This is a genomic window from Pseudoalteromonas shioyasakiensis (assembly GCF_022398475.1).
Lineage (GTDB): Bacteria > Pseudomonadota > Gammaproteobacteria > Enterobacterales > Alteromonadaceae > Pseudoalteromonas.
In genome coordinates this window covers 1-21,969 of sequence record NZ_JAKEVM010000036.1, presented here as the reverse complement: position 1 = coordinate 21,969, position 21,969 = coordinate 1, and the positions used below count along the sequence as shown (strand labels likewise).

Here is a 21,969-nt window from a genome sequence, read left to right as displayed (position 1 = left end):
AAATAGCCCCTTTCTAGGGGCTTTTTTATTGGATGCGTTTTGGAACAATTTGTACTTTCTCTTCATACCGCGCCGACCGATCACGACACAACTCAACGGCTAATTAAATTTGCACAGGCCTGTCTTGACTCTGGTCACTCAATTGCAGCTATCTTTCTTTATCAAGCTGGTGTTTACCACGCAAGTAACCATTTAGAACTTGCCAGCGACGAGCTTCCAATTAATCGTTTGTGGCAGTCGTTAAGTGAGCAAGAGATCCCTCTACTGCTATGTGTCACTGCTGCTGAAAAGCGTGGTTTAGATATCGATAACACAGGCGTGTTTACCGTCGCTGGGCTTGCAGAATTTGCGATGCTTGTCAGTGAAGCGGATAAATGGGTGCAATTTAAATGAAAAACATTTTAGTAATAAGCCAACATAGTCCATTTGATGATCAACATATTCGTGACTCACTCGACACGACACTGATTTTTGCTGCTATTGAACAGAACATTAGTTGGCTTCTAAGTGGTGAGGCTGTTTTAGCTTTGAAAAAAAATCAACAGCCAGAGCAACTTGGCATAAAAAACTATTTTAAAACCATTAAAACCCTTGAGTTATACGATGTTGAAAACATATATGTATGTGAAAAGTCGTTAATGGATTTTAACCTTTCAGAAGATAGTCTGATTATCGATGTTAAAGTAGCTAACTTTGAGCAACAGCGTGAATTAATTACAGAGCAGCATCAAGTGGTGACCTTATGAGTACCTTGCATATTTTTTCAAAACCCTTAGCTCACTATTGCAATAATATGTTGGCAAATTTGATTTCTTCGCAAGATACAGTGCTACTTGTTAGTGACGCTTGTTATAACAACATGCAGTTTAAGCAATTCTCTTCAGCAATTCATTTACTTGAAGAAGACGCTGTAGCCCGTGATATTTCATTTAATCAAGGCGATATCGCAATAAACTATGCACAATTTGTAGAAATGACTTTAAACGCAAAAAACACGATTACTTGGTAAACCATGCTTGAATTTAATAACAAACAGATAGAAACAGACAAACAAGGGTATTTACTTGATTCAAATGATTGGTGTGAAGAGCTTGCACCTATTATTGCTGAACAAGAGAACATAACCTTAAGTGAGCAGCACTGGGAAGTTGTGCATTTTGTGCGTGATTTTTACGTAGAGTACAACACTAGCCCTGCAATACGCATGCTGGTCAAAGCAATGGCCCAAAAGCTAGGTGAGGAAAAAGGTAATAGCATGTATTTGTATAAGCTATTCCCTAAAGGCCCAGCAAAGCAAGCGACTAAAATTGCAGGTTTACCTAAACCCGCTAGGTGTATTTAATGGTTAATAAAGCCAATAGCAAACCACGCCGCAGCAGCGGACGAACTTATTCAAGGCCGACTCAAAAACGCCAAGTTAAAAAAGCAATTAGGCCTGAGCAGCGCAAAGTGGTGCTATTTAACAAACCATTTGATGTGCTTTGCCAATTTACCGATGACCAAAACCGCAAAACGCTTGCCGACTTTATTACTATTAAAGACGTGTATGCAGCAGGACGCTTAGATAGAGATAGCGAAGGACTGTTGCTACTTACCAACTGCGGTAAATTACAACACACACTCACTGAACCCAATAAAAAAACAGCTAAAACTTATTGGGTGCAAGTAGAAGGTGATGTTACTGATGAGGCTATCTTTGCACTTAACAAAGGTGTAGAGCTTAAAGATGGCATGACCAAGCCTGCCAAAGTTAGACGTATTGACGAGCCGTCAATTTGGCCTCGTACTCCGCCCGTTCGCGAGCGTAAAAACATTCCAACCAGCTGGTTAGAAATCTCTATCACTGAGGGGCGTAATCGCCAAGTTCGCCGTATGACAGCGCATGTTGGCTTCCCTACTTTGCGATTAATTCGTTACAGCATTGGTAACTATACCCTTGATGGATTAGAGAATGGCCAGTTTAAAGTAGTGAACAACCCTGATGCATAAACCCAATGTCACAGTGGCCGCCATCGTCACATGCCAAGACAATTTTTTACTTGTTAAAGAGCGCGATAAACACACAGGTGATATTTGCTATAACCAGCCTGCGGGTCATTTAGAAACCAATGAAACCTTAGCAGAAGCAGCTCATCGCGAACTTATTGAAGAAACAGGCATTAGCCTTAATGCCAATCACCTTGTTGGCATTTATAATTTGCATGCCGCAAATGGCGTTCACTATATGCGTTTTAGCTTTGCTTTTAATAGCCCAGAGCTATTTGAACCATCTCCCCAAGATGATGACATTCTTAGCGCAGATTGGTTTAGCCTTGAGCAAATTAAAAACCTGCCTCTTAGAAGCCCTCTGGTTTTAAAATGCATTGAAGATCATTTAGCTGGTAAAGCCTACCCACTTAGTTTGATTTACCAATAACCACTGTGATTTTAGCTGGTTTGGGTGTCTAAAAGTTTGCTATGCCCAAACCACTATTACTTGCAATCAATACCTTGCCTAAATCGCTTTTAATTCCAACTGAAACTCGCATCTTGAGGTGGTTTGGGTATATAATATCGGCCTTTCCATAGCAGTTAAAAAATGACAGCGAATATTATGAGCGAAAATAGTCACATTAAAGTCATCGTGGGTATGTCCGGCGGTGTTGATTCTTCTGTATCAGCGTATTTATTAAAGCAACAAGGCTATCAAGTTGAAGGCCTGTTCATGAAAAACTGGGAAGAAGACGATAATGATGAATATTGCGCTGCAGCTGAAGACCTACAAGACGCACAAGCTGTGTGCGATAAGCTAGGTATTGAGCTTCACACTGTAAATTTTGCAGCCGAATACTGGGACAACGTGTTTGAATACTTTCTAGCAGAGTACAAAGCAGGTCGTACACCAAACCCAGACATCATGTGTAATAAAGAAATCAAATTCAAAGCATTTTTAGAATTTGCAGCACAAGCACTTGGTGCTGATTACATCGCTACTGGCCACTATGTTCGCCGTGAAAAGCGCGGTGATAAATTTGTAATGTGTCGTGGCCTTGATGACAACAAAGATCAAAGCTATTTCTTATACACTCTAAGCCATGAGCATATCGCGCAAACACTTTTCCCTGTTGGCGATATTGCTAAGCCTGAAGTCCGCCGCATCGCTGAAGAGCAAGACTTAATCACTCACGATAAAAAAGACAGTACCGGTATCTGCTTTATTGGTGAGCGTAAATTTAAAGACTTCTTACAAAAATTCTTACCAGCACAGCCAGGTAAAATTGAAGATACCGATGGCAATGAAGTGGGTGAGCACGAGGGCTTGATGTACCACACACTTGGTCAACGTAAAGGTCTATTAATTGGCGGCATGAAAGAAGGTTCGGGTGAACCTTGGTATGTAGTTGATAAAGACGTTGATCGTAACGTATTAGTTGTTGGTCAAGGTAAAGACCACCCTCGCCTTTACAGCAATGGTTTAAATGCAAACCAGCTTCACTGGGTTGACCGCGAAGGTCCTAAAGGGACCACACGCTGTACTGTTAAAACTCGTTATCGCCAAGAAGATATCAGCTGTACTTTACTTGTTGGTGAAGATGGTATGGCACGCGTACTATTTGATGAGCCACAAAAAGCAGTGACACCGGGCCAATCAGCCGTATTCTACGCTGACGAAGTATGTTTAGGTGGTGGTATTATTGATTCGGTGATCAAATAATGACAGAGCACCAAGTCATGGCTTTAGCTGCCATGTGTCAAGTTGCTAAACAAGTACAAAAAGTTGCGCAATATGGCCAAGGCAGTGATCACGAATTAGAAAAATTACTAAACTGTATTGTCGAAACATCACCAAATAGCCCTGAAGACGTGTATCAGGGTAAACATAATTTACGTGAAGGCTATCGCATTTTGATTGCACAGCTTTCTGCCGGCGCAGACAAAGACGTCGAAATCGTAAAATATGTGGGTGGTTTAATGCAATTAGAACGTGCATTAAGTTCAAAACAAAACAGCTTAAATGAATTAGGTCGTCGCATTGATGATGTTAAACGCCGCCTCGACCACTTTGCTATCACAGATGATACTGTAGTAGCAGCGCTTGCTGATATTTACTCATCGGTGCTAAGCCCCCTTGGGCATCGTATTCAAGTGTATGGCAAGCCAGAGTTATTAAAACAGCAGCTCACGCAAAACAAAATTCGTGCCCTATTATTGGCCGGAATTCGTAGTGCCGTGTTATGGCGACAAATGGGCGGGAAACGCCGTCACTTTTTCTTTGCAAAAAGAAAAATCCTCGCCATTGCTAAACAATCAATTTAATTATCGTTCAAACTAGACAATTTAGGAGTCATTATGGAGCTTTCAGCGTTAACCGCTATCTCTCCGGTAGATGGTCGCTATGGCAGCAAGACCACGGAACTACGCAGCATTTTCAGCGAATTTGGTTTAATCAAATACCGTGTAACTGTTGAAGTTCGTTGGTTACAAGCTTTATCTGCAGCTAGCGCAATCAAAGAAGTACCGGCATTTAGCGACGAGGCTAATGCTTTACTTAATGCCATTGTTGATAACTTTAGCGAAGCTGATGCAGCACGCGTTAAAGAGATCGAGCGCACAACTAACCATGACGTAAAAGCAGTTGAATACCTACTTAAAGAAAAAGTAGCTGATAACGCAGAGCTTAACGCAGTTAACGAATTCATTCACTTTGCCTGTACTTCAGAAGACATCAATAACCTGTCTCACGGTTTAATGCTGACAGAAGCCCGTGACAAAGTATTACTTCCATACTGTGACCAACTTCTAAATGCATTAAAAGAAAAAGCAGTTGAGTACAAGTCAGTTGCGATGATGACACGTACCCACGGTCAACCAGCTACCCCTTCTACAATGGGTAAAGAATTTGCAAACGTCTACATGCGCTTAAAGCGTCAACGTGACCAAATTGCTAACGTAGAAATGTTAGGTAAAATCAACGGTGCTGTAGGTAACTACAACGCTCACCTAAGTGCATACCCAGATTACGATTGGCACAGCCACGCTGAGCAGTTCGTAACGAGCCTAGGTTTAACATTCAACCCGTTCACAACACAAATCGAGCCACACGATTACATTGCTGAGTTATTCGATGCAGTTGCACGTTTCAACACTGTATTACTTGATTTTGACCGTGACGTTTGGGGCTACATTGCACTTAACCACTTCAAACAAAAAACAATCGCAGGTGAGATTGGTTCATCAACTATGCCTCACAAAGTAAACCCGATTGATTTTGAAAACTCTGAAGGTAACTTAGGTATTGCTAACGCTATCTTTACTCACCTTGCGCAAAAACTACCTGTTTCTCGCTGGCAACGTGACTTAACTGACTCAACGGTATTACGTAACCTAGGTGTTGGTATGGGCTACACACTTATCGCTTACCAAGCGACATTAAAAGGTGTTAGCAAGCTTGAAGTAAACGAAGAGCGTTTATTAGCAGAGCTAGACCAAAACTGGGAATTACTAGCAGAGCCAATCCAAACAGTTATGCGTAAATATGGTATCGAAAAGCCATATGAAAAACTTAAAGACCTTACTCGTGGTAAGCGCGTAAACCAAGAAATCATGGCTGATTTCATCGATGGTCTTGAGTTACCTGAAGAAGCAAAAGTAGAAATGAAAAAATTAACTCCGGCTAATTACATTGGCCGCGCTGTTGAGTTCATCGACAACTTAGCTTAAATTCAAATTAAGACTTAAAAAAGCGAAAGGCCTTCCTTTCGCTTTTTTTATATCAATTCGCTTAGGTCATGTTATGTATCAATTAACCATCAATTCATTAACCCAAGAGCAATTTTTAGCTGAGTATTGGCAGAAAAAACCATTACTTATAAAGCAAGGCTTCAAGGATTTTGCAGATCCGATTGAGCCCGAAGAATTGGCCGGTCTTGCCATGGAAGAAAGCATTGAATCACGTATTGTGACCAATCACTCAGATGATTGGCAAGCATACCATGGTCCTTTTGAAGACTTTAGCTTGCTAACTGAAAAGCACTCAACATTACTGGTGCAAGCAGTTGACCATTGGCATAGCGATGCAGCGCAACTACTGGAGCCATTTCGCTTTATTCCAAACTGGCGTATCGATGATTTAATGATCAGCTACTCTACCCCGGGTGGTGGCGTGGGTCCGCATTTAGATCAATACGACGTGTTTATTATTCAAGGTGAAGGAAAGCGCCACTGGCGAGTTGGTTTACCTGATGCGAACTTAAAGCAATTTGCACAAAATAAGAGCCTGTTACAAGTTGAACAATTTCCTGCCGTGATCGACTGTGTGTTAGAGCCGGGAGATATTCTCTATATTCCACCAGGTTGCCCACATGAAGGTTACGCAGTTGAAAATGCACTTAATTACTCTGTAGGTTTTAGAGCGCCAAATCAACGCGATTTATTATCACAATTTGCCGATCACCTCATCGATACTGAGCTTGGTAATCAACGATATGGTGATGCAGAGCTTAAGTTGCGTTCATCTAAAGGTGAACTTAACCAAACTGAAGCAGAAAAAGTGAAGCAACTTATGATTGCTGCGATTAATGATGACGCAGTATTCAAGACTTGGCTTGGTAACAGTATGAGTCAGCCAAAACATGACATGGATTTAGCGCCTTTAGAGGAGCCATATACACTAGATGACGTAAATGACTTACTTAATGATGAGGACGTTGTTTTTGAGCGTTTAGGTGGTACCCGTGCCATTTATCAAGTAATTGACGATAAAATACTTTTAAGTATTAATGGTGTTAATTATATGCATGATTTAACTGACCTTGAATTAATAACAAAGCTCACAGATCAAACCTGGCTGACCGCTGCCGATATAAATAGTTCAAAAAATAATCACATTTTCTTGAAAACCTTTACTACACTTTTAAATGAGGGTATTTGGTTTTGTTAGGAGCGTGTGTTTATGAGCTATCAAATAGATGAAGTTGAATGGAGTATCGACAAGGAACTCTTACAACAGATCAGAGAGCGAGTATTTGTATGCGAACTACATATTCCTAAAGACATTGAGTTTGATCATTTAGATAAAACAGCACATCACGTACTCGTGACCGACGAGTGTAAATGCCCAGTTGCCACTGGGCGTTTATGTAATGATGGCCTCATTGGGCGTATTGCAGTTTTACCTGAACATCGTAACCGTTCGGTTTACAAATCATTATTGAATTACTTAGTAGGCATGGCTGAAAAGCAAGGCTGTGATTGCGTCAGCATTAATTGCATATTGAACGAAGTAGATAGATTTAAACGAAATGGTTTTTCGGCTGATGGCTTAGTATTTATGGAGGCTGGTATTCCAAGGCAGCGAATGCTCTGCCCTATTAAGCAATTTGATACGCGGCCATTCACTTTGGTGCATTAAGGTATATGTTAAATAAAAAAGCTGAATAACATTATTCAGCTTTCTTATTAGAAGTTATGCAGGCTCGTTTTGCCACATTTCTTCTTTTTCAAATAGCTCATATAAACCATGAGCACGGTTGATTAACAGGTTAGCAAAATCAACTTTGGTTTTATCTACCGCACCTGATTGCATTAGCTGATCAGCCTTCATTTGCCACTGCATTGAGAAATAACGTAATACTTCACGTGCATTATTTGCTGCACTTGCTTCAGCGTGATCGGTAGGTAAACGACCGGTGATCACCCAATAGCTCTTACCGTTTTGTGCTTTAAATTTCCAAATCGCTACTAATGGGGCGATAAAACGGCTTTCTTTTTCTACAACAGTTTGCGGAATAACGCCTTTTTCAGCTAAATGCTTTTGTGCATTTTGGAAACATTCTCTTTGCCAAATAACACTTTGTTTTTGCGCTTCGGCTTGTTCTTCTGGTGTTAATGGTCTTGCTTGTTTTTGTTCCATGGTAGTTACTCTTTTACAACATTTCTGACACTTTAAGGTTTAAAATGGCGCTGTGCAAGTGTTTACGGGCAATCAAAGAGCATTTAAATTTACTTGCGTACTATTCAATCAACTCAGAAAGAAGAGTTAGGCTCTGTTAAAAATTGCAGCTCTTCAGCTGTTGATTCACGACCTAAAATTTTATTGCGATGTGGGTAGCGACCAAACCTATCAATAATCACTTTGTGCTTTAGTTCAAATTCATAATTACTCATGCCTTTAAACAATTGCTCAGCTTGCTGATGAATGACTTTCGATTCACTGTGCATATACGGCATATAAATAAACGCAGTTTGAGAGCTAGGTAACTTTTTATCAAAACCTAATTCAATGGCTCTTTGCGCTAGACTTAATGCTTGTGGGTCTTGGCTGAACGCCTTTGCTGTATTACGGTAAATATTGCGTGAAAACTGATCTAACACGATAATTTCAGCTAAAGAGCCTTGAGCATCAACTCGCCAATCTGCATGTTCGCCAGCGATAACCTGCAAAAGGCATTCTGAAAACTCACGTGTAATTAAGGCATCAACTTCGTCTGATTGCTGATACCAAACTTCTGGTCCTAATTCATTAAACCAAAAATCGATAATGCGTTGCTTATCCATAAACACTCCTTAATTACCAAGAACTTTTGCAGGGTCAACTCGGGTTGCTTGCCACGCAGGATATAAGGTAGCCAAAATAGCGAGAACAAAAGTAACAATTACCGTGATAACAATATCTTGCCAAACTAGTTTACTGGGTAAAAACTCAATAAAATAAACCCCTTGTAATGGGTTATCGCCAAATAAGTTACTTGCCCAAGTGAACAGTTCACTGATGTTTAACGCAAGCATTACACCGATAACTGTGCCTAAGATCACACCAATTAAAGCTTGTGTAAAACCTTGCATTACGAAGGTTGCTAAAATGGTGCTATCTTGTGCGCCCATGGTTTTTAAAATTGCGATATTTGCCTGTTTTTCACGTACTTCCATCACTAAAGACGAAACAATATTAAAACTCGCTACCGCAATTATTAAAAACACCACGATATACACAATCGTGCGAACCATTTGAATATCTTGATATAAGCTACCCTGGGTTCTAAACCAACTTGAGACATAGACATAATCAGGAATAACTTGCCCCACACGCATCGCCGTTTGATGGGCCGCGAACACATCAGCTACTTGTAATCGTAAACCGGTTACTTGGTTTTGCTCAAAACTCAACACACTTTGAGCTTTATCAAGGCGAATAAAAGCCGCTGTTTCATCAATTGGGCCGCCCATTTTTATAATACCCGCAAGATTCAAGCTAACACGCTTTGGCGCCAATAAAGTATTACTTTGCTGGTTTATCTGTGGGATTAATAAGGTAACTGGGTCGCCAATTTTAAGGCCCAATCGGTTAACGATTTGTTGGCCTAAAAGCACATCTTCTTGTTGTAGCTGGCTAACTAAGCGCCCTTCTGTAAATTGATTTAACGCCGACACTTGGTTTTCAAATTCAGGGCTTACACCACGCACTTCAACTGCTTTTAACTCACTTTTATATTGCGCCATGCCGTTGACACTAATAAACGGCGCAGCACCTGTTACACCGGCTTGAGAGCGCAGTAGAGCAACTTTTGACTGCCAATTATTGATTGGTTTGTTAGGCGCAACATATTCAACCTGAGGTACGACCGATAAAAGCCGATGTACTAGCTGCTGCTCAAAACCATTAATAACTGATAAAGCAACAATTAGCACAGCGACACCTAAAAGAATGCCGATTGTCGATGCTTTAGCGATAAAACTAACAAAACCGTTTTGTCCGTCTTTTTGGCCACTATGGGCACGAAAGCGTTTTGAAATAAAGGCACTAAGCAACATGCTGAGACTCTTTAATTGCGAGCTTACCATCATCTAAATAGGCAATTTTGCCTAGTTTATCTGCAAGTTCTAAATCATGGGTTACCACAACAAAACTGGTTTTTAAGCTAGTATTTAATTCTTTAATTAAATCGTAAATCTTAATTGCGTTTTGTTTATCTAGGTTACCGGTTGGTTCATCGGCAAGCACCAAAGCAGGCTCGGTTACTAATGCACGTGCTATTGCAACCCGCTGCCTCTCACCACCTGATAACGCCGAAGGTTTATGTTCGCTACGATGAGATAACCCTACTTTATCTAGCATGTTACGGGCTTTTTCGGTTGCCGCTTTTGCGCTTAAGCCTTTAATTAATAATGGCATTGCAACATTTTCGATGGCAGTAAATTCCATTAATAGATGATGGAATTGATAAATAAAGCCCAAATTTTCATTTCGGAAACTGGCTTGTTGTTTACGGTTTAATTTAGAAACCTGCTGACCTTTAATTTCAACCTTGCCTGAGCTTTCGTTATCTAAGGTACCTAATATATGCAATAAGGTACTTTTTCCTGAGCCAGAGCTCCCTACAACAGCTAACATTTCGCCTTGATTAAGTGCTAAATCAACCCCTTTTAATACCGCAACCTCGTTATCGCCATCTTGATAGACTTTATTTAACTGCTGACAATTGATAACTAAATCACTCATAACGTAATACCTCTGCTGGATTCACTTTTGCAGCTTTTCTGGCAGGATACAAGGTAGCTAAAAAGCTCATCGCAATACTCCCTGCGGCAATAAAACTCAAACTTATAACATCAAATTTAACGGGTAAACTCACGCCCGCTAGTAAATTGATGCCTAACATATTCAACAATTCATTAATGTTGCTACTTAATAGCACACCAAGTAACGCACCAATACTGGTACCGATAAGGCCGTTATATAAGCCTTGGATCATAAACACGTGCTGCACTTGTAACGGAGTTAAACCCAGTGTTTGTAAAATAGCGACTTCACTTTGCTTCTCACTGACCATCATGGTTAATGCTGAAATGATATTAAACACTGCAACGAGCACGATTAAGCCAAGTAACATCGACATAATGCGCTTTTCCATTGCCACAGCGGCAAATAGTGTGCCTTGGCTAGCTCGCCAGTCAGTCACTGTGTAATCGTTTAAAATAGCTAACTGCGATTGCAATACTTGCTCAACAGCAAATGGTTCATACAGCGATACACTCAAATTAGGGGCTGCTGATTTTGCTAGTTTTAAAACTCTGCCTAACGAATAGCCACTGGTAAATGCTAATGACATATCAATTTCTGACTGTGTTTCATAAAGTGCAGCAACGGTAAACAAGCGCTGACTCGGTACTCGACCAAGGGGGGTATACGAACTGGCATTAGGCATGATAACCCGTACTTTATCCCCAAGAGAAATACCCAATTTTCGACTCAAGTAGCGGCTAATCGCAATATGGTAGTTGCTGTCCATTACTTGTGACCAATTGCCGGCAACAATTTTATCTTTTACGTTATAGATGGAGCTTCCTTCATCATAAAGGCCTTGTAACAATACGCCATGCAAATCTTGGTTAGTTTGTAAAATGGCTTCGCCATGGCGGTATAGGTTAACTTGTTTAACATCTTGAGAATTTGCTAGTTGCTGCTTTAACTGCAGCATGGTTTCTTTCGAGTTATCTTCGGCTGATACTTCAATATGAGGAATTAAACCAAGCATGTTGGTTTTAAGGTTATTCTCAAAACCATTCATTACTGAACTGACTGTAAACAAGGCCATTAAACCAATAGCAATGCCCGCGATAGAGAAAAATGAAATAAATGAGATAAAGGCATTGCCCTTTGAGGAGCGACTATATCTCAGCCCTATAAAAAGGCTAACAGGTTGAAACATAATAAATTATGGGTATTCCAAGGGCTAAATATGCGCTCATATTAGCATAGATTTAGCTAGCATGGGATGCGCGAAATTGTAAAAAATAATTATAAATCTGATACTTGAACAGTAGCAACCAGATGGTCAAGTAATGCTTTTACATTGGTTGCGATAAACTGCCTTGGTGGATACACCCCCCATACACCTTCAGGTGCCGGTGCAACATTCGAAAGTACAGCACTCAACCTGCCATTGGCTAGGTGGTCATTGACATAGTAATCTGGTAGTTGCACGATGCCTAACCCTTTTATTGCAGCGTCAACCAATGCCCAACCACTGTTACAGGCCAAACGCCCTGCCACTTTGATGTGCTTATCTTGACCCTGCTCTTTTACCCGCCAGTAACTGTTATTACCAATCAGGCAATTGTGCTGATGTAATTCACTCACACTGTGTGGTTGGCCGAATTTATTGATATATTCAGAGCTACAACAAATAACAAGCCTGCGCTGACTAATGCGCCGTGCTTTTAAAGATGAATCTTTTAAATGACCAAGGCGAATAGCGAGATCATACCCATCTTCTAGTAGATTGACTTGCTCATTGCTTAAATGGCTGATCACTTCAATATCTGGGTGCTTTTGCATAAACGAATGTACCGCAGGCATGATGAAACTTTCACCATACATCACAGGAGCTGTTAGTTTTATACTACCTTTTGGTGTCAGTTGCTGCTCTGCAAGCAGTGCCGTGGCATCATCCATGGCATGCTGTAATTGTTTAGTTTGATGCGCAAACACCTGCCCTTCTTGCGTTAGCACCACTTTACGGGTTGTTCGGGTTAACAATTGTGTGTTTAATCGCTCTTCTAATTGACTCACATACCGGCTTACATGGGCCACTGACATACCCAGTAGTTTACTTGCTTTTGTAAAACTGCCTGTTTCTGCTACCGCTAAAAACTCATCAATTCCGTGCCAACGATTCATTATTACCATACTGTAAAAGTGTTTTAATAAAACGAAGATTATCATTCATTGAGAAACAAATAAAATAGACTAAGTTTAATACTTACTTCCAACAACTATAAGGGAACGTTATGACTGATTTTATCAAATCAAAAGCGGCTATCGCTTGGGGTCCAAATCAACCACTATCAATTGAAGAAGTGGATGTAATGATGCCTAAAAAAGGCGAAGTGCTTGTAAAGATTGTTGCTACAGGTGTTTGTCATACCGATGCATTTACTTTATCTGGTGAAGACCCTGAAGGTATTTTCCCAGCAATCCTTGGCCATGAAGGTGGCGGTATTGTTGAAGCCGTAGGTGAAGGTGTAACACATGTTGAAGTAGGCGATCATGTTATTCCTCTTTACACTGCTGAATGTGGCGAGTGTAAAATGTGTAAATCGGGCAAAACAAATTTATGCTCTGCGGTACGTGAAACGCAAGGTAAAGGTTTAATGCCTGATGGCACAACGCGTTTCTATAAAGATGGTCAACCAATTTATCACTACATGGGTTGCTCTACCTTCTCTGAGTACACTGTATTACCAGAGATTTCACTTGCTAAAGTAAGCAAAGAAGCGCCTCTTGAAGAAATTTGTTTACTTGGTTGTGGTGTAACAACCGGCATGGGTGCTGTTACTAAAACAGCAAAAGTTCAAAAAGGCGATACAGTGGCTATTTTTGGCTTAGGTGGTATCGGTTTATCGGCGATTATCGGTGCGAAAATGGCGGGCGCTGGCCGTATTATTGGTGTTGATATCAACACCAGTAAGTTTGATCTTGCTACTAAACTAGGTGCAACTGATTTAATCAATCCAAATGACTTCGACAAACCAATCCAAGAAGTTATCGTTGAAATGACTGACGGTGGTGTTGATTTCTCATTTGAATGTATCGGTAACGTTAATGTAATGCGTTCTGCTCTTGAGTGTTGTCACAAAGGTTGGGGTGAATCAGTAATCATTGGTGTTGCAGGTGCAGGCCAAGAGATCTCTACTCGTCCTTTCCAACTAGTAACAGGTCGTGTATGGCGCGGTAGTGCATTTGGTGGCGTTAAAGGTCGCTCTGAATTACCAGAGATTGTTGAGCGCTATATGAATGGTGAGTTTGCGTTAAACGATTTCATCACACACACCATGAAACTTGAAGATATCAATGAAGCTTTCGACTTAATGCACGAAGGTAAGAGCATCCGTTCAGTTATTCATTATTAATCTTTTAATTTGGCGCTAGATTGACTCCTAGCGCCTTTGTTTCAAGGATTTGGTTATGCTAGAAAACATAAGCTCAACAAAAGTCAGCGGTGGCTGGCATAAACAATATACCCACCAAGCTAGCAGCACACATTGTGCTATGCGCTTTGCGATTTTTTTACCGCCAGGTGCCAGCGAAACGAATAAAGTACCAGTGATGTATTGGTTGTCAGGTTTAACCTGTACAGATGAAAACTTTATGCAAAAAGCCGGAGCATTTAAAAAAGCGGCTGAACTAGGTATTGCGATTGTCGCACCAGATACTAGCCCGCGCGGTGAAACTGTGCCTGACGATGAAAATTACGATTTTGGTCAAGGTGCTGGTTTTTATGTCAATGCGACTCAAGCGCCTTACAATGTGCACTACAACATGTACGACTATGTGGTTTCTGAGTTACCTGCACTTATCGAAGCGCACTTCCCTGTGACGACCAAAAAAGCCATTGCTGGTCATTCTATGGGTGGTCACGGCGCATTGATGATTGCACTTAAAAACCCTAAACAATACGTCAGCGCCAGTGCTTTTAGCCCGATTGTGAACCCGATTAATTGCCCTTGGGGTGAAAAAGCGTTCAGTAATTACCTAGGTAGTGATAAAGCAAGTTGGCTTGAATACGACAGCTGTGAATTAATGAAAAATGCCGTCGCTGATGATTATTTACCGATGCGTATTGATCAAGGTGAGGCCGATAACTTCTTAACTGAGCAACTCAAAACTGAGAACTTATTTGCTGTCGTAAACGAAAAAGATTACCCAGCTGAGATCAACATGCACGCGGGTTATGATCATAGTTACTTCTTTATCAGCAGCTTTATTGACGAACACCTGATGTTTCATCAAAAGTATCTGTGATTAATACTTAATTTTTAGTGTGAGGGCTTAACTTCCTCACACTCTTTAATACTGCGTGTAATTTGCCTGCAAACTAATTGCGGTTGTTCTTCTTTTGGTTTGAGTAAACCAATAACAGCGCTATCAATTTCAAAGCCTAACTTTGCGAATGAAAAGCCCTCAGCATCGGTTACAGTACTGTTAGTTTGATTTGCATTTGTAGTTGCAAGATTTGTTGGTTGTGAGTTTTTTGCATAGCCATCTACTATTGACCCCGCCACTGTACACCCCACTAATTGGTAGCTTACTAAGCAAATAACAAGTTTTGAAAAGCTAATCTTCATTATTAAAACTATCCATTAATGTAGGTCTTTTTTTTGGCTCAGCTTTAACCTCAACACATTCTTTTACTGCGCGACTAATTTGACGACATTTAAGCTCAACGTCTTTGTCTTTACTATCGCTCTCTAGGCCTTCAATAATCGCTTTGTCGATTTCATAACCTAGCATCGTCATGGTCATGCCATAGTTAACTCGGTCATTATCTTTTTTATCTGCATAAGCACTTGCCGGCTGTGCTTGACTCGTGCGCCCGCCAATTCCATCTGCAACTAAGCCAACTGCAGTACAGCCACTGAGTAAACTTACTGATAGTATTACGTACAAAGATTTAAGCATCGATCCTCCAATACACTTAAGCTCATTTTCTAAGCATAATAACAAACAGGTAATTTAACTGTAAAAAACTGTAGATTAATCACAAATATCACGAATAAACTCTTTTAAAAACCCAACTAACTGTAATAGGAATATTAACAAGAAAGGTAAAGCGCCTAAAATTGCAACGCTACGATTTAATGGCTCATCTTGTAGCAGTAACAATGCAAAGCTACATATGAATAATGCTAAACACCATGCGTAGAGTGTAACACGGTTATTTTGCTCAGAGCCAACCAGCTCTCTTATGACTAATATTGCAGAGTCTGCGGATGTAGCAACAAATATCAACAGTAGTAATAAGCTTAACCAAATAAACACGGTTCCTTGCCAGTCTAGTTGATTAAAAAATACAAATAAGCCTTGGCTGTAATCTTGTTTTATAGCAACTAAAATGCCCGCTTGGTTAAGTCTATCCCATTCAATTGCTGCCCCCGAAAAGGTCGCAAACCAAATAATAGTCACTAAAGTTGGAATACACACAACCGCCAAAATAAATTGCCAAACTTTACGCCCCTGGCTAATTTTGGCTAGGAACACACCAACAAATGGCCCCCACGCTAACCACCAAAAATAATAGTTATATGTCCAATGAGTGGCCCAGTCCGGCGCTTTTAATTGGCTATCGAATTGCCAAGTGCCAGTTGCAAGCAACTGTAAATAGTAGCCTGTTCCATCTAAAGCAATCTTTATAATAGGCTCAATTGGCACAACTAGTAGCAACCAAAAAAGCAGACTAAATGCTAGAAATACGTTAAATATACTTAGTGACTGTACCCCGCGTCGTAATCCAAATTTAACCGACAGCGAATAAATAACTGCTAACAAACAAACGATTAATGAACCCACTAATAAAGTTGAAGTAACCCCCAACTCTATTTCAACGCCTTTACTGATCAGTAAAGTGGAATTAGCTATGGTGCCGACGACACCAAAAAAAATAGCGATTACCGCAATTAACCTTACAATAAACGACACAGTAAATTTTGCAGACTTATCAATGCGATTACCAAGCGCCGTTAAAACAGGGGCACAAATATCTCCTGACCTCCCACTGTATTGCGTTAATCCGCCAAGCACTAGCGCAAATACAGCATAAAGTGCCCAAGCATGAGCGCCCCAATTCACTAGGGTTAAAGCGAGGCTACTGGCTAGTCTATCTGGATATAAGCTTTGTTTAAGTGGTGGGTCGAGTGAATGTAACGCAGGCTCTGCTACGCCCCAAAAAACCAAGCCAGAGCCCATTCCTGCTGCAAACAACATGGCAAACCAGCCAAAGTTTGAATACTCAACAACAGCCTGCTCACCACCTACTTTACGGCTACCGAGTGGGCTAATTGCTAAAATAATGATGGCAAACAATAAAAAATTCACCAATAAGAAAAAGCTACTACCAGTCCATTTTAACAGCATTTGTACAAACGGCTGAACTTGCTCGGTGATAACATCAGGCAAAATAACAGCAATCAGTGCACCAAACATACACAGTGCAAGCGCAGTTTTTTCAAGAGAGGAGATGGAATGTTTCAATGTGAAGCCTATTTAGTCAGCGTGTTTAGCATACTGTTAGCATGGCTAAAATTCAAACAGCCAAAAGGCTGAAAAAATGACATAGCAGTGCGTAAAAATCGCAAATTATAGCAAGGCATGCTTTTAAAAACCCGGCTACATGTCCCTAGTTTCCTCATTTTATTTAATTTGTTGATCGGGTATTGAAATTGCAAAGCTATCATAATCTTAATAGCAAGGAGCAAAGCATGGACTTTAATATTGATTGGTATGAAATTCTCGATAATTTAATTCATCTAGGTATTGCCTATTTACTTGCCCTTCCAATGGCTTTTGATCGAGAAAAAACCAGTAATGGTGCAGGTCTACGAACATTTCCATTAGTCGCTGTTGCATCATGTGGTTATGCATTAGTGGGCATGTCTGTTTTAACAAGTTCAGAGGCAGAATCAAAAGTACTCGAAGGGATTATCACGGGTATTGGCTTTATTGGCGGTGGTGCCATTTTGAAGAACAAAAACTCTACCTATGGAACAGCCACAGCAGCCAGTATTTGGAACATGGGACTTATTGGCATTGCTGTGGCATTTAGTCGTTACGAAATCGCCTTTTTAATGGCGTTGATTAATTTCGTAACGCTAAGATATGTTAAGCGCTTAAAGTAAACAATTAGCTCGCGTCATATTTTGAGTTAACTATGGCATAGCCAGTTTGTTTAACTTTAATCTCAGCAGGGTTTGCAGATTTAACTAATAAACCGCAACGTCTGCTCTGCTCATCAATGACATAATTAACCGATTCACTTGCTTCAAGATCAATGACTTGATCTGCACAGCGGATCTGTAATTTAGAAACATCACTCGCGCCTTCTATTTTGATAGAACCGCGAGATAAAGATAAATATGACAGCTTATCTTTTGAAACATTGATTTGTGAATTAATCTGCGGTGTTCGCGCCAATAAGTCATCAATTTGCTTGATAGTGGCAAGTTTGTTTTCTTCTGAAAACTGTTTCCCCTCGATATTATCTAACGCATAAATAGCATTGTATGCAAGATTAAAATCGCCCTTGAAGCTGTACCATTGTAGAGCACTTTTAGCGACTAAATATTGTATATCTGTTGGTAACTTAGCTCGCAGTAAATAGGCTACAGACAACTGCTCATCAAAGCCAAACCATTGTTGTTGATGATAATAAAATTGGCTTTTCAACCATGCAAATAATGCCTGTTCAGAGGTGTTTTTAGTATGGTCTTTATATAACTCAGCCAATGCTTGCTCAGCTTTTTTAAACTCTTTAGCTTGCAGCATTTTGTTGATTTCATCGTATTCATTAATAAAACCACGGCTCGCTTTATCATTTGAGTAACCATTAAAATACTTACCTACTTCAAATGAAAACAGGTAACCCCCTTCTACGGTTTTGCCTTCTTTTGTGGCAGGTGCAAACTCTAAGTTGGTTAAGTATTTCTCTGCATTTTCTTCACTACCCCGAGTATCAGATGCCATGATCACTTCAATGTCTTTTGCCTTACCTTGTGTATCAACCACATAAGACATTAATGCCCAGCCTTCTAAACGAGAGCCGTTATAACTACCTGGGTAACGTTTGTTTGAATTTTTAACAATATAAGCAGAGGTAGCAGCTTGAACATCAACACCTAAGTCATTGACATCTCGTGCTAAAGCCTGTGTTGGTAATGCGATAAGTGAACAAAGTGCTGCGAGTTTTGTGAATTTAATCATGATAATGGCTCCAATTCCCTTTGATAGGAACATTTATAGCACTAAAAAAGGCGCTTTAAAAGCGCCTTGCTGTCAAGAATGTGCTTAAACATGCCTTGATCTTAAAACATATCCTGGTAAGGGTTTGGTTTTGATAATAAAACTTTTTTATCAAAACCTGGGATTGTCATTGAATCTTCACTAATTTCAATGCCATTTTCATCAATTAAGCCATCACCAAAACGATAAATTAGCTCATAATGACCTAAATCAGCGTGTTGTTGATAGTCAGCTTGCGCTTTGGCTACCTGAGTATGACGGTCTTGATATTGCGCCATAACCTCATCACCATGACGCTTTGCTAGCATCTTTAATGTAATTGCCGGTGATAACACAGTCGCAGTTGCGTTATTACCACCAAAGCCTTTTGAGTTAATGAAGGCAATATCCATTGCATCACACTGATAGTGTTCAGTACGAATGTCTAAATGCTCGCTATACACATCATCTGCCACTTTATCGATTGTCGTAATACCCGGCATAATGTTGTGACTAAACACACCTAATGCCATAGCTAATTGATCACCACTGGCTGGAGCAATGGTATGGCCAACATATGCTTTAGGCGCAGCAACCTTCCAATTATCAATTGCAAATGTTTCTGCCACTTTATGATAGATTAGTGATTCTGTTACGCGGTTTTGCGGTGTACTTGAGCCATGTGCCAAAATAAAGCTACGCTTTTGTACCGCTTCTTGGCCAACAATACTGTTTGCTAGTGCAACAGATTTTGCCATCGTGATGTAGTTACCTGGGCCCGGGGCTGTAATTGATTTTTTAATACCATCGGCATTGACGAACACATCTGCAACGCTGCCTAACACATCAGCGCCTAACTCTAATGCCAATGCATCATCCATTAAAATAGCAACTTGTGCGCCTTCACCAATTGTAAAACCACAGTTTTCACCAAATGGACGACTTGTACGGCGATGATCAACCACATCTGTATTATCAAGGCGCTTTAGACCTTCTTCATTTGCAAGTGCGCTCATATTGCCAAAACCTTCAACAATTTCAGGTGTAATAGCACACTCAACAGACGCCACAATAGCGACACGCGTACGACCCGCTTGAATATCGTTTACTGCAGCACGTAAGTTATATAAAAAAGTTGCACATGCACCTGATGTAGTAAAGGTTGTACCCACATTGCCTGTTACATAAGCATTGATAAAGTCAGTAGACATAGTGTTTAAGCCAAGTGCAAGCTGTTTTGTACTCACACGATCGCCCTGCTGACGCGCGCGTATTAATCCACCAAATCCTTCATCATCAACTTGACCCGCCACAGAAGCTGAGTAAGTGCCAATTTGATCAGGCTCAACACTATTCATCACCTGCTGCCACGCCAGACCTGTCGAACGAATCGCATCGGTTGCGGCAAAGATAGTCGCTTGCAGACCCCTTGGTTGATAACGGCTGTTATACATAGCCGAAGGTTCAAAACCTGATGGTAATTGACCGGCCGCTTTAATTGGATTATCGCGCGTACTGTCATGTTTAATAGCAAGATCAGCACTAATTGTGACTTTAACTTTTTTATCAGTTAATTCTTCAACCTGCCAAGCACTTGGTACTGGAGTTGGTAAATCACGGCGGCGCGTTTCAAAAACAATCTGCTGTTCATCTGACGCTGTTAACGTCATTTTTTGCTGCCATGGAGTCGCATCCACATCGAAGTGGTTTTTTTCAATTTTACGAATAAGTGTGCCAGCTAAAATTTGTTCACCGAACTTAGCTTCGATGTCTGATTCGGCAATGGTATTGCCTTGGGCATCTTTAAGTACGCCTTCAGTAAGAGTGACTAAGTTCATTAATGTCGCTAAACCTAAAAATGTCTCCTGACGGGCTTTAGCGTCCAAGCTGTCTAACACGATACGACGATAACCTTGATGAAAAGAAGTGCGGCCAGCGGCATTAATACCACCCATACCAACAATAACGGGTAATGCTGTCATAAAAAACCTTGAGAAAACGTGTTATGAGAATTAAACCAAGTTTAAATGGATTAATTAACACACTTTATGCTTAAATAGCCAAATAACATGCATAATAGGCCAAAAACAACTGGTCGGAGCAATTTAAGTGACGAAACTTCAACAAGTAAAAGCCATTGAAATTAGTATTTTGGTTTATCCTCATTTATTAATAACCAGTTTGACCCTGCCTATTGAAATGCTCAGAGCTGGTGAGGCCTTTGCAAAAAGCCATCGTCAGCAGAACGAATTTAAACCTCTAAACATCAATTTAGTGGCAAGTAGTCTAAAAGCGATCCCTAATCGTACTGGGCTTTCAATTATGCCCGATTGCGAAACCGTCACCGCGCCTGCTAGTGACTTGATTATTGTGCCTGGGATTTGGCGAAACCCGCGTCCTGTGGTGAGCAATCAGCAAAGTTTGGTGAACTGGCTTGGTGATTCTTGGCAACAAGGCAGTCATATCATTGGTGTAGGCACAGGTAATTGTTTAGTTGCAGAAGCAGGCTTATTGGATGGCCACCCGGCTACCACCCACTGGCATTACGCAGAACAATTTAAACGTGACTACCCTAAAGTGCAGCTTAAGCCTGATTTTTTCATCACACAATCTGAGCGCATGTATACAGTTGCGAGTTTAAATGCCCTTGCCGATGTTATTGTGCATATTATTAGTCAATATTACGGACGAGAAGCGGCACAACATGTTGAGCGTAATTTCTCCCATGAAATTCGTAAGCCCTATGAAGATCAGCGCTACCTTGAGGGTGCCGTCGATAAACACCCAGATGAACTCATCGCACAAATTCAATTTTGGCTAAAAAACAATTTAACATCTGAACTGACTCTGCAAGAAATTGCAGCACAATTTAGTTTAAGCTACCGCACCTTTACACGCCGTTTTCGCCAAGCCACCAGCCAAACTCCTGTGGAGTATTGGCAACAGTTGCGGGTACAAACTGCAAAAGAGTTATTAGCGTCTTCAAATTTGTCTATTCAAGAAGTTGCACTGGAAGTTGGTTATAACGACCAAGGTCACTTAACACGGGTATTCAAGAAAGTGCTTTCACAAACACCTAGTGAATATCGCACAGTCGTTAGACGAAAACTATTTGGATAAAGCTAAAATGCCGGAAATGTTCTAAGCAAAGGTCAGATTAATCATATTTAAGTTGCTGAATTAAAAATTATTACTAAGCTTTTAGTTAGTTGTATAGG

The 21,969-nt window shown here is 40.6% G+C and carries 26 protein-coding genes; 15 read left to right on the top strand and 11 right to left on the bottom strand.

Features of this window, described 5'->3' with window-relative positions:
- Nucleotides 1–39: 39 nt before the first annotated feature.
- The 11 genes from tusD to L1D51_RS08780 all read left to right on the top strand — a co-directional run bounded on the left by tusD (nt 40) and on the right by L1D51_RS08780 (nt 7,390).
- Nucleotides 40–393 carry a sulfurtransferase complex subunit TusD gene (tusD, locus tag L1D51_RS08830; RefSeq protein WP_239963466.1) on the top strand — a complete coding sequence of 118 codons (354 nt, stop codon included), beginning with the start codon at nt 40–42 and terminating at the stop codon, nt 391–393.
- A complete protein-coding gene (gene tusC / locus L1D51_RS08825) occupies nt 390–746 on the top strand; it encodes a sulfurtransferase complex subunit TusC (RefSeq protein ID WP_054561597.1) in 357 nt (118 codons plus the stop codon). Before tusD ends, tusC begins: the two co-directional genes overlap by 4 nt.
- Nucleotides 747–793: 47 nt before the next feature.
- Nucleotides 794–1,009: a DsrH/TusB family sulfur relay protein gene (locus L1D51_RS08820; protein WP_236702925.1), complete on the top strand. Its 216-nt coding sequence runs from the start codon at nt 794–796 to the stop codon at nt 1,007–1,009.
- 3 nt (nt 1,010–1,012) lie between these two features.
- On the top strand, nt 1,013–1,342 hold the full coding sequence (locus L1D51_RS08815) for a TusE/DsrC/DsvC family sulfur relay protein (RefSeq protein WP_054561599.1): 330 nt from the start codon (nt 1,013–1,015) through the stop codon (nt 1,340–1,342).
- The gene (locus L1D51_RS08810; RefSeq protein WP_055198764.1) at nt 1,342–1,989 is read left to right on the top strand and encodes an rRNA large subunit pseudouridine synthase E; all 648 of its coding nucleotides are present in this window, start codon (nt 1,342–1,344) and stop codon (nt 1,987–1,989) included. The genes L1D51_RS08815 and L1D51_RS08810 overlap by 1 nt, the downstream gene beginning before the upstream one ends.
- On the top strand, nt 1,982–2,416 hold the full coding sequence (locus tag L1D51_RS08805; protein WP_055198763.1) for an NUDIX hydrolase: 435 nt from the start codon (nt 1,982–1,984) through the stop codon (nt 2,414–2,416). The genes L1D51_RS08810 and L1D51_RS08805 overlap by 8 nt, the downstream gene beginning before the upstream one ends.
- A gap of 177 nt (nt 2,417–2,593) precedes the next feature.
- Nucleotides 2,594–3,694, top strand: coding sequence for a tRNA 2-thiouridine(34) synthase MnmA (gene mnmA, locus L1D51_RS08800; RefSeq protein WP_058585134.1), 1,101 nt, complete (start codon nt 2,594–2,596; stop codon nt 3,692–3,694).
- Nucleotides 3,694–4,296 carry a high frequency lysogenization protein HflD gene (hflD, locus tag L1D51_RS08795; protein WP_054561602.1) on the top strand — a complete coding sequence of 201 codons (603 nt, stop codon included), beginning with the start codon at nt 3,694–3,696 and terminating at the stop codon, nt 4,294–4,296. The genes mnmA and hflD overlap by 1 nt, the downstream gene beginning before the upstream one ends.
- Nucleotides 4,297–4,329: 33 nt before the next feature.
- Nucleotides 4,330–5,700, top strand: a complete 1,371-nt coding sequence (gene purB, locus L1D51_RS08790; RefSeq protein ID WP_054561603.1) for an adenylosuccinate lyase — start codon at nt 4,330–4,332, stop codon at nt 5,698–5,700.
- Nucleotides 5,701–5,773: 73 nt separating this feature from the next.
- Nucleotides 5,774–6,919: a cupin domain-containing protein gene (locus L1D51_RS08785; protein WP_055198762.1), complete on the top strand. Its 1,146-nt coding sequence runs from the start codon at nt 5,774–5,776 to the stop codon at nt 6,917–6,919.
- A 12-nt stretch (nt 6,920–6,931) separates the two neighbouring features.
- The gene (locus L1D51_RS08780; protein WP_054561605.1) at nt 6,932–7,390 is read left to right on the top strand and encodes a GNAT family N-acetyltransferase; all 459 of its coding nucleotides are present in this window, start codon (nt 6,932–6,934) and stop codon (nt 7,388–7,390) included.
- Between the two features lie 54 nt (nt 7,391–7,444).
- Here L1D51_RS08780 and L1D51_RS08775 read toward each other — a convergent pair whose 3' ends face one another.
- From L1D51_RS08775 to L1D51_RS08750, 6 genes are all read right to left on the bottom strand, one after another.
- Complete coding sequence (locus L1D51_RS08775; RefSeq protein WP_054561606.1) at nt 7,445–7,891, bottom strand: DUF4826 family protein; 447 nt, start codon at nt 7,889–7,891, stop codon at nt 7,445–7,447.
- A gap of 113 nt (nt 7,892–8,004) precedes the next feature.
- Nucleotides 8,005–8,535 (bottom strand): DUF924 family protein, encoded by a 531-nt coding sequence (locus L1D51_RS08770; RefSeq protein WP_054561607.1) that lies wholly within the window; start codon nt 8,533–8,535, stop codon nt 8,005–8,007.
- Between the two features lie 9 nt (nt 8,536–8,544).
- Nucleotides 8,545–9,789: a lipoprotein-releasing ABC transporter permease subunit gene (locus L1D51_RS08765; protein WP_054561608.1), complete on the bottom strand. Its 1,245-nt coding sequence runs from the start codon at nt 9,787–9,789 to the stop codon at nt 8,545–8,547.
- Complete coding sequence (lolD, locus tag L1D51_RS08760) at nt 9,779–10,477, bottom strand: lipoprotein-releasing ABC transporter ATP-binding protein LolD (RefSeq protein WP_054561609.1); 699 nt, start codon at nt 10,475–10,477, stop codon at nt 9,779–9,781. Before lolD ends, L1D51_RS08765 begins: the two co-directional genes overlap by 11 nt.
- Nucleotides 10,470–11,687 carry a lipoprotein-releasing ABC transporter permease subunit gene (locus L1D51_RS08755; RefSeq protein ID WP_054561610.1) on the bottom strand — a complete coding sequence of 406 codons (1,218 nt, stop codon included), beginning with the start codon at nt 11,685–11,687 and terminating at the stop codon, nt 10,470–10,472. Before L1D51_RS08755 ends, lolD begins: the two co-directional genes overlap by 8 nt.
- Nucleotides 11,688–11,776: 89 nt before the next feature.
- On the bottom strand, nt 11,777–12,658 hold the full coding sequence (locus L1D51_RS08750; RefSeq protein ID WP_082401569.1) for a LysR family transcriptional regulator: 882 nt from the start codon (nt 12,656–12,658) through the stop codon (nt 11,777–11,779).
- Nucleotides 12,659–12,768: 110 nt separating this feature from the next.
- On the opposite strand from L1D51_RS08750, the gene L1D51_RS08745 reads away from it, so the two are divergent.
- Together L1D51_RS08745 and fghA are read left to right on the top strand one after the other, a co-directional pair.
- Entirely contained in the window at nt 12,769–13,890 is a 1,122-nt protein-coding gene (locus tag L1D51_RS08745) for an S-(hydroxymethyl)glutathione dehydrogenase/class III alcohol dehydrogenase (RefSeq protein WP_054561612.1), read from the top strand.
- A 55-nt stretch (nt 13,891–13,945) separates the two neighbouring features.
- Nucleotides 13,946–14,782, top strand: coding sequence for an S-formylglutathione hydrolase (fghA, locus tag L1D51_RS08740; protein WP_239963465.1), 837 nt, complete (start codon nt 13,946–13,948; stop codon nt 14,780–14,782).
- A 14-nt stretch (nt 14,783–14,796) separates the two neighbouring features.
- Here fghA and L1D51_RS08735 read toward each other — a convergent pair whose 3' ends face one another.
- The 3 genes from L1D51_RS08735 to L1D51_RS08725 all read right to left on the bottom strand — a co-directional run bounded on the left by L1D51_RS08735 (nt 14,797) and on the right by L1D51_RS08725 (nt 17,008).
- Entirely contained in the window at nt 14,797–15,105 is a 309-nt protein-coding gene (locus tag L1D51_RS08735; RefSeq protein ID WP_239963464.1) for a hypothetical protein, read from the bottom strand.
- On the bottom strand, nt 15,095–15,439 hold the full coding sequence (locus tag L1D51_RS08730) for a hypothetical protein (RefSeq protein WP_239963463.1): 345 nt from the start codon (nt 15,437–15,439) through the stop codon (nt 15,095–15,097). Before L1D51_RS08730 ends, L1D51_RS08735 begins: the two co-directional genes overlap by 11 nt.
- Nucleotides 15,440–15,514: 75 nt before the next feature.
- A complete protein-coding gene (locus tag L1D51_RS08725; protein WP_239963462.1) occupies nt 15,515–17,008 on the bottom strand; it encodes a BCCT family transporter in 1,494 nt (497 codons plus the stop codon).
- A gap of 227 nt (nt 17,009–17,235) precedes the next feature.
- Here L1D51_RS08725 and L1D51_RS08720 point away from each other — a divergent pair, with 227 nt between their 5' ends.
- Entirely contained in the window at nt 17,236–17,652 is a 417-nt protein-coding gene (locus L1D51_RS08720) for an MgtC/SapB family protein (protein ID WP_054561617.1), read from the top strand.
- A gap of 4 nt (nt 17,653–17,656) precedes the next feature.
- On the opposite strand, the gene L1D51_RS08715 is transcribed toward L1D51_RS08720, so the two are convergent.
- Entirely contained in the window at nt 17,657–18,733 is a 1,077-nt protein-coding gene (locus L1D51_RS08715) for an energy transducer TonB (protein ID WP_239963461.1), read from the bottom strand.
- A 101-nt stretch (nt 18,734–18,834) separates the two neighbouring features.
- The gene (locus L1D51_RS08710; protein WP_055020861.1) at nt 18,835–20,733 is read right to left on the bottom strand and encodes a beta-ketoacyl synthase; all 1,899 of its coding nucleotides are present in this window, start codon (nt 20,731–20,733) and stop codon (nt 18,835–18,837) included.
- Nucleotides 20,734–20,860: 127 nt separating this feature from the next.
- Here L1D51_RS08710 and L1D51_RS08705 point away from each other — a divergent pair, with 127 nt between their 5' ends.
- The gene (locus L1D51_RS08705; RefSeq protein ID WP_239963460.1) at nt 20,861–21,871 is read left to right on the top strand and encodes a GlxA family transcriptional regulator; all 1,011 of its coding nucleotides are present in this window, start codon (nt 20,861–20,863) and stop codon (nt 21,869–21,871) included.
- The last annotated feature ends 98 nt before the right edge of the window (nt 21,872–21,969 follow it).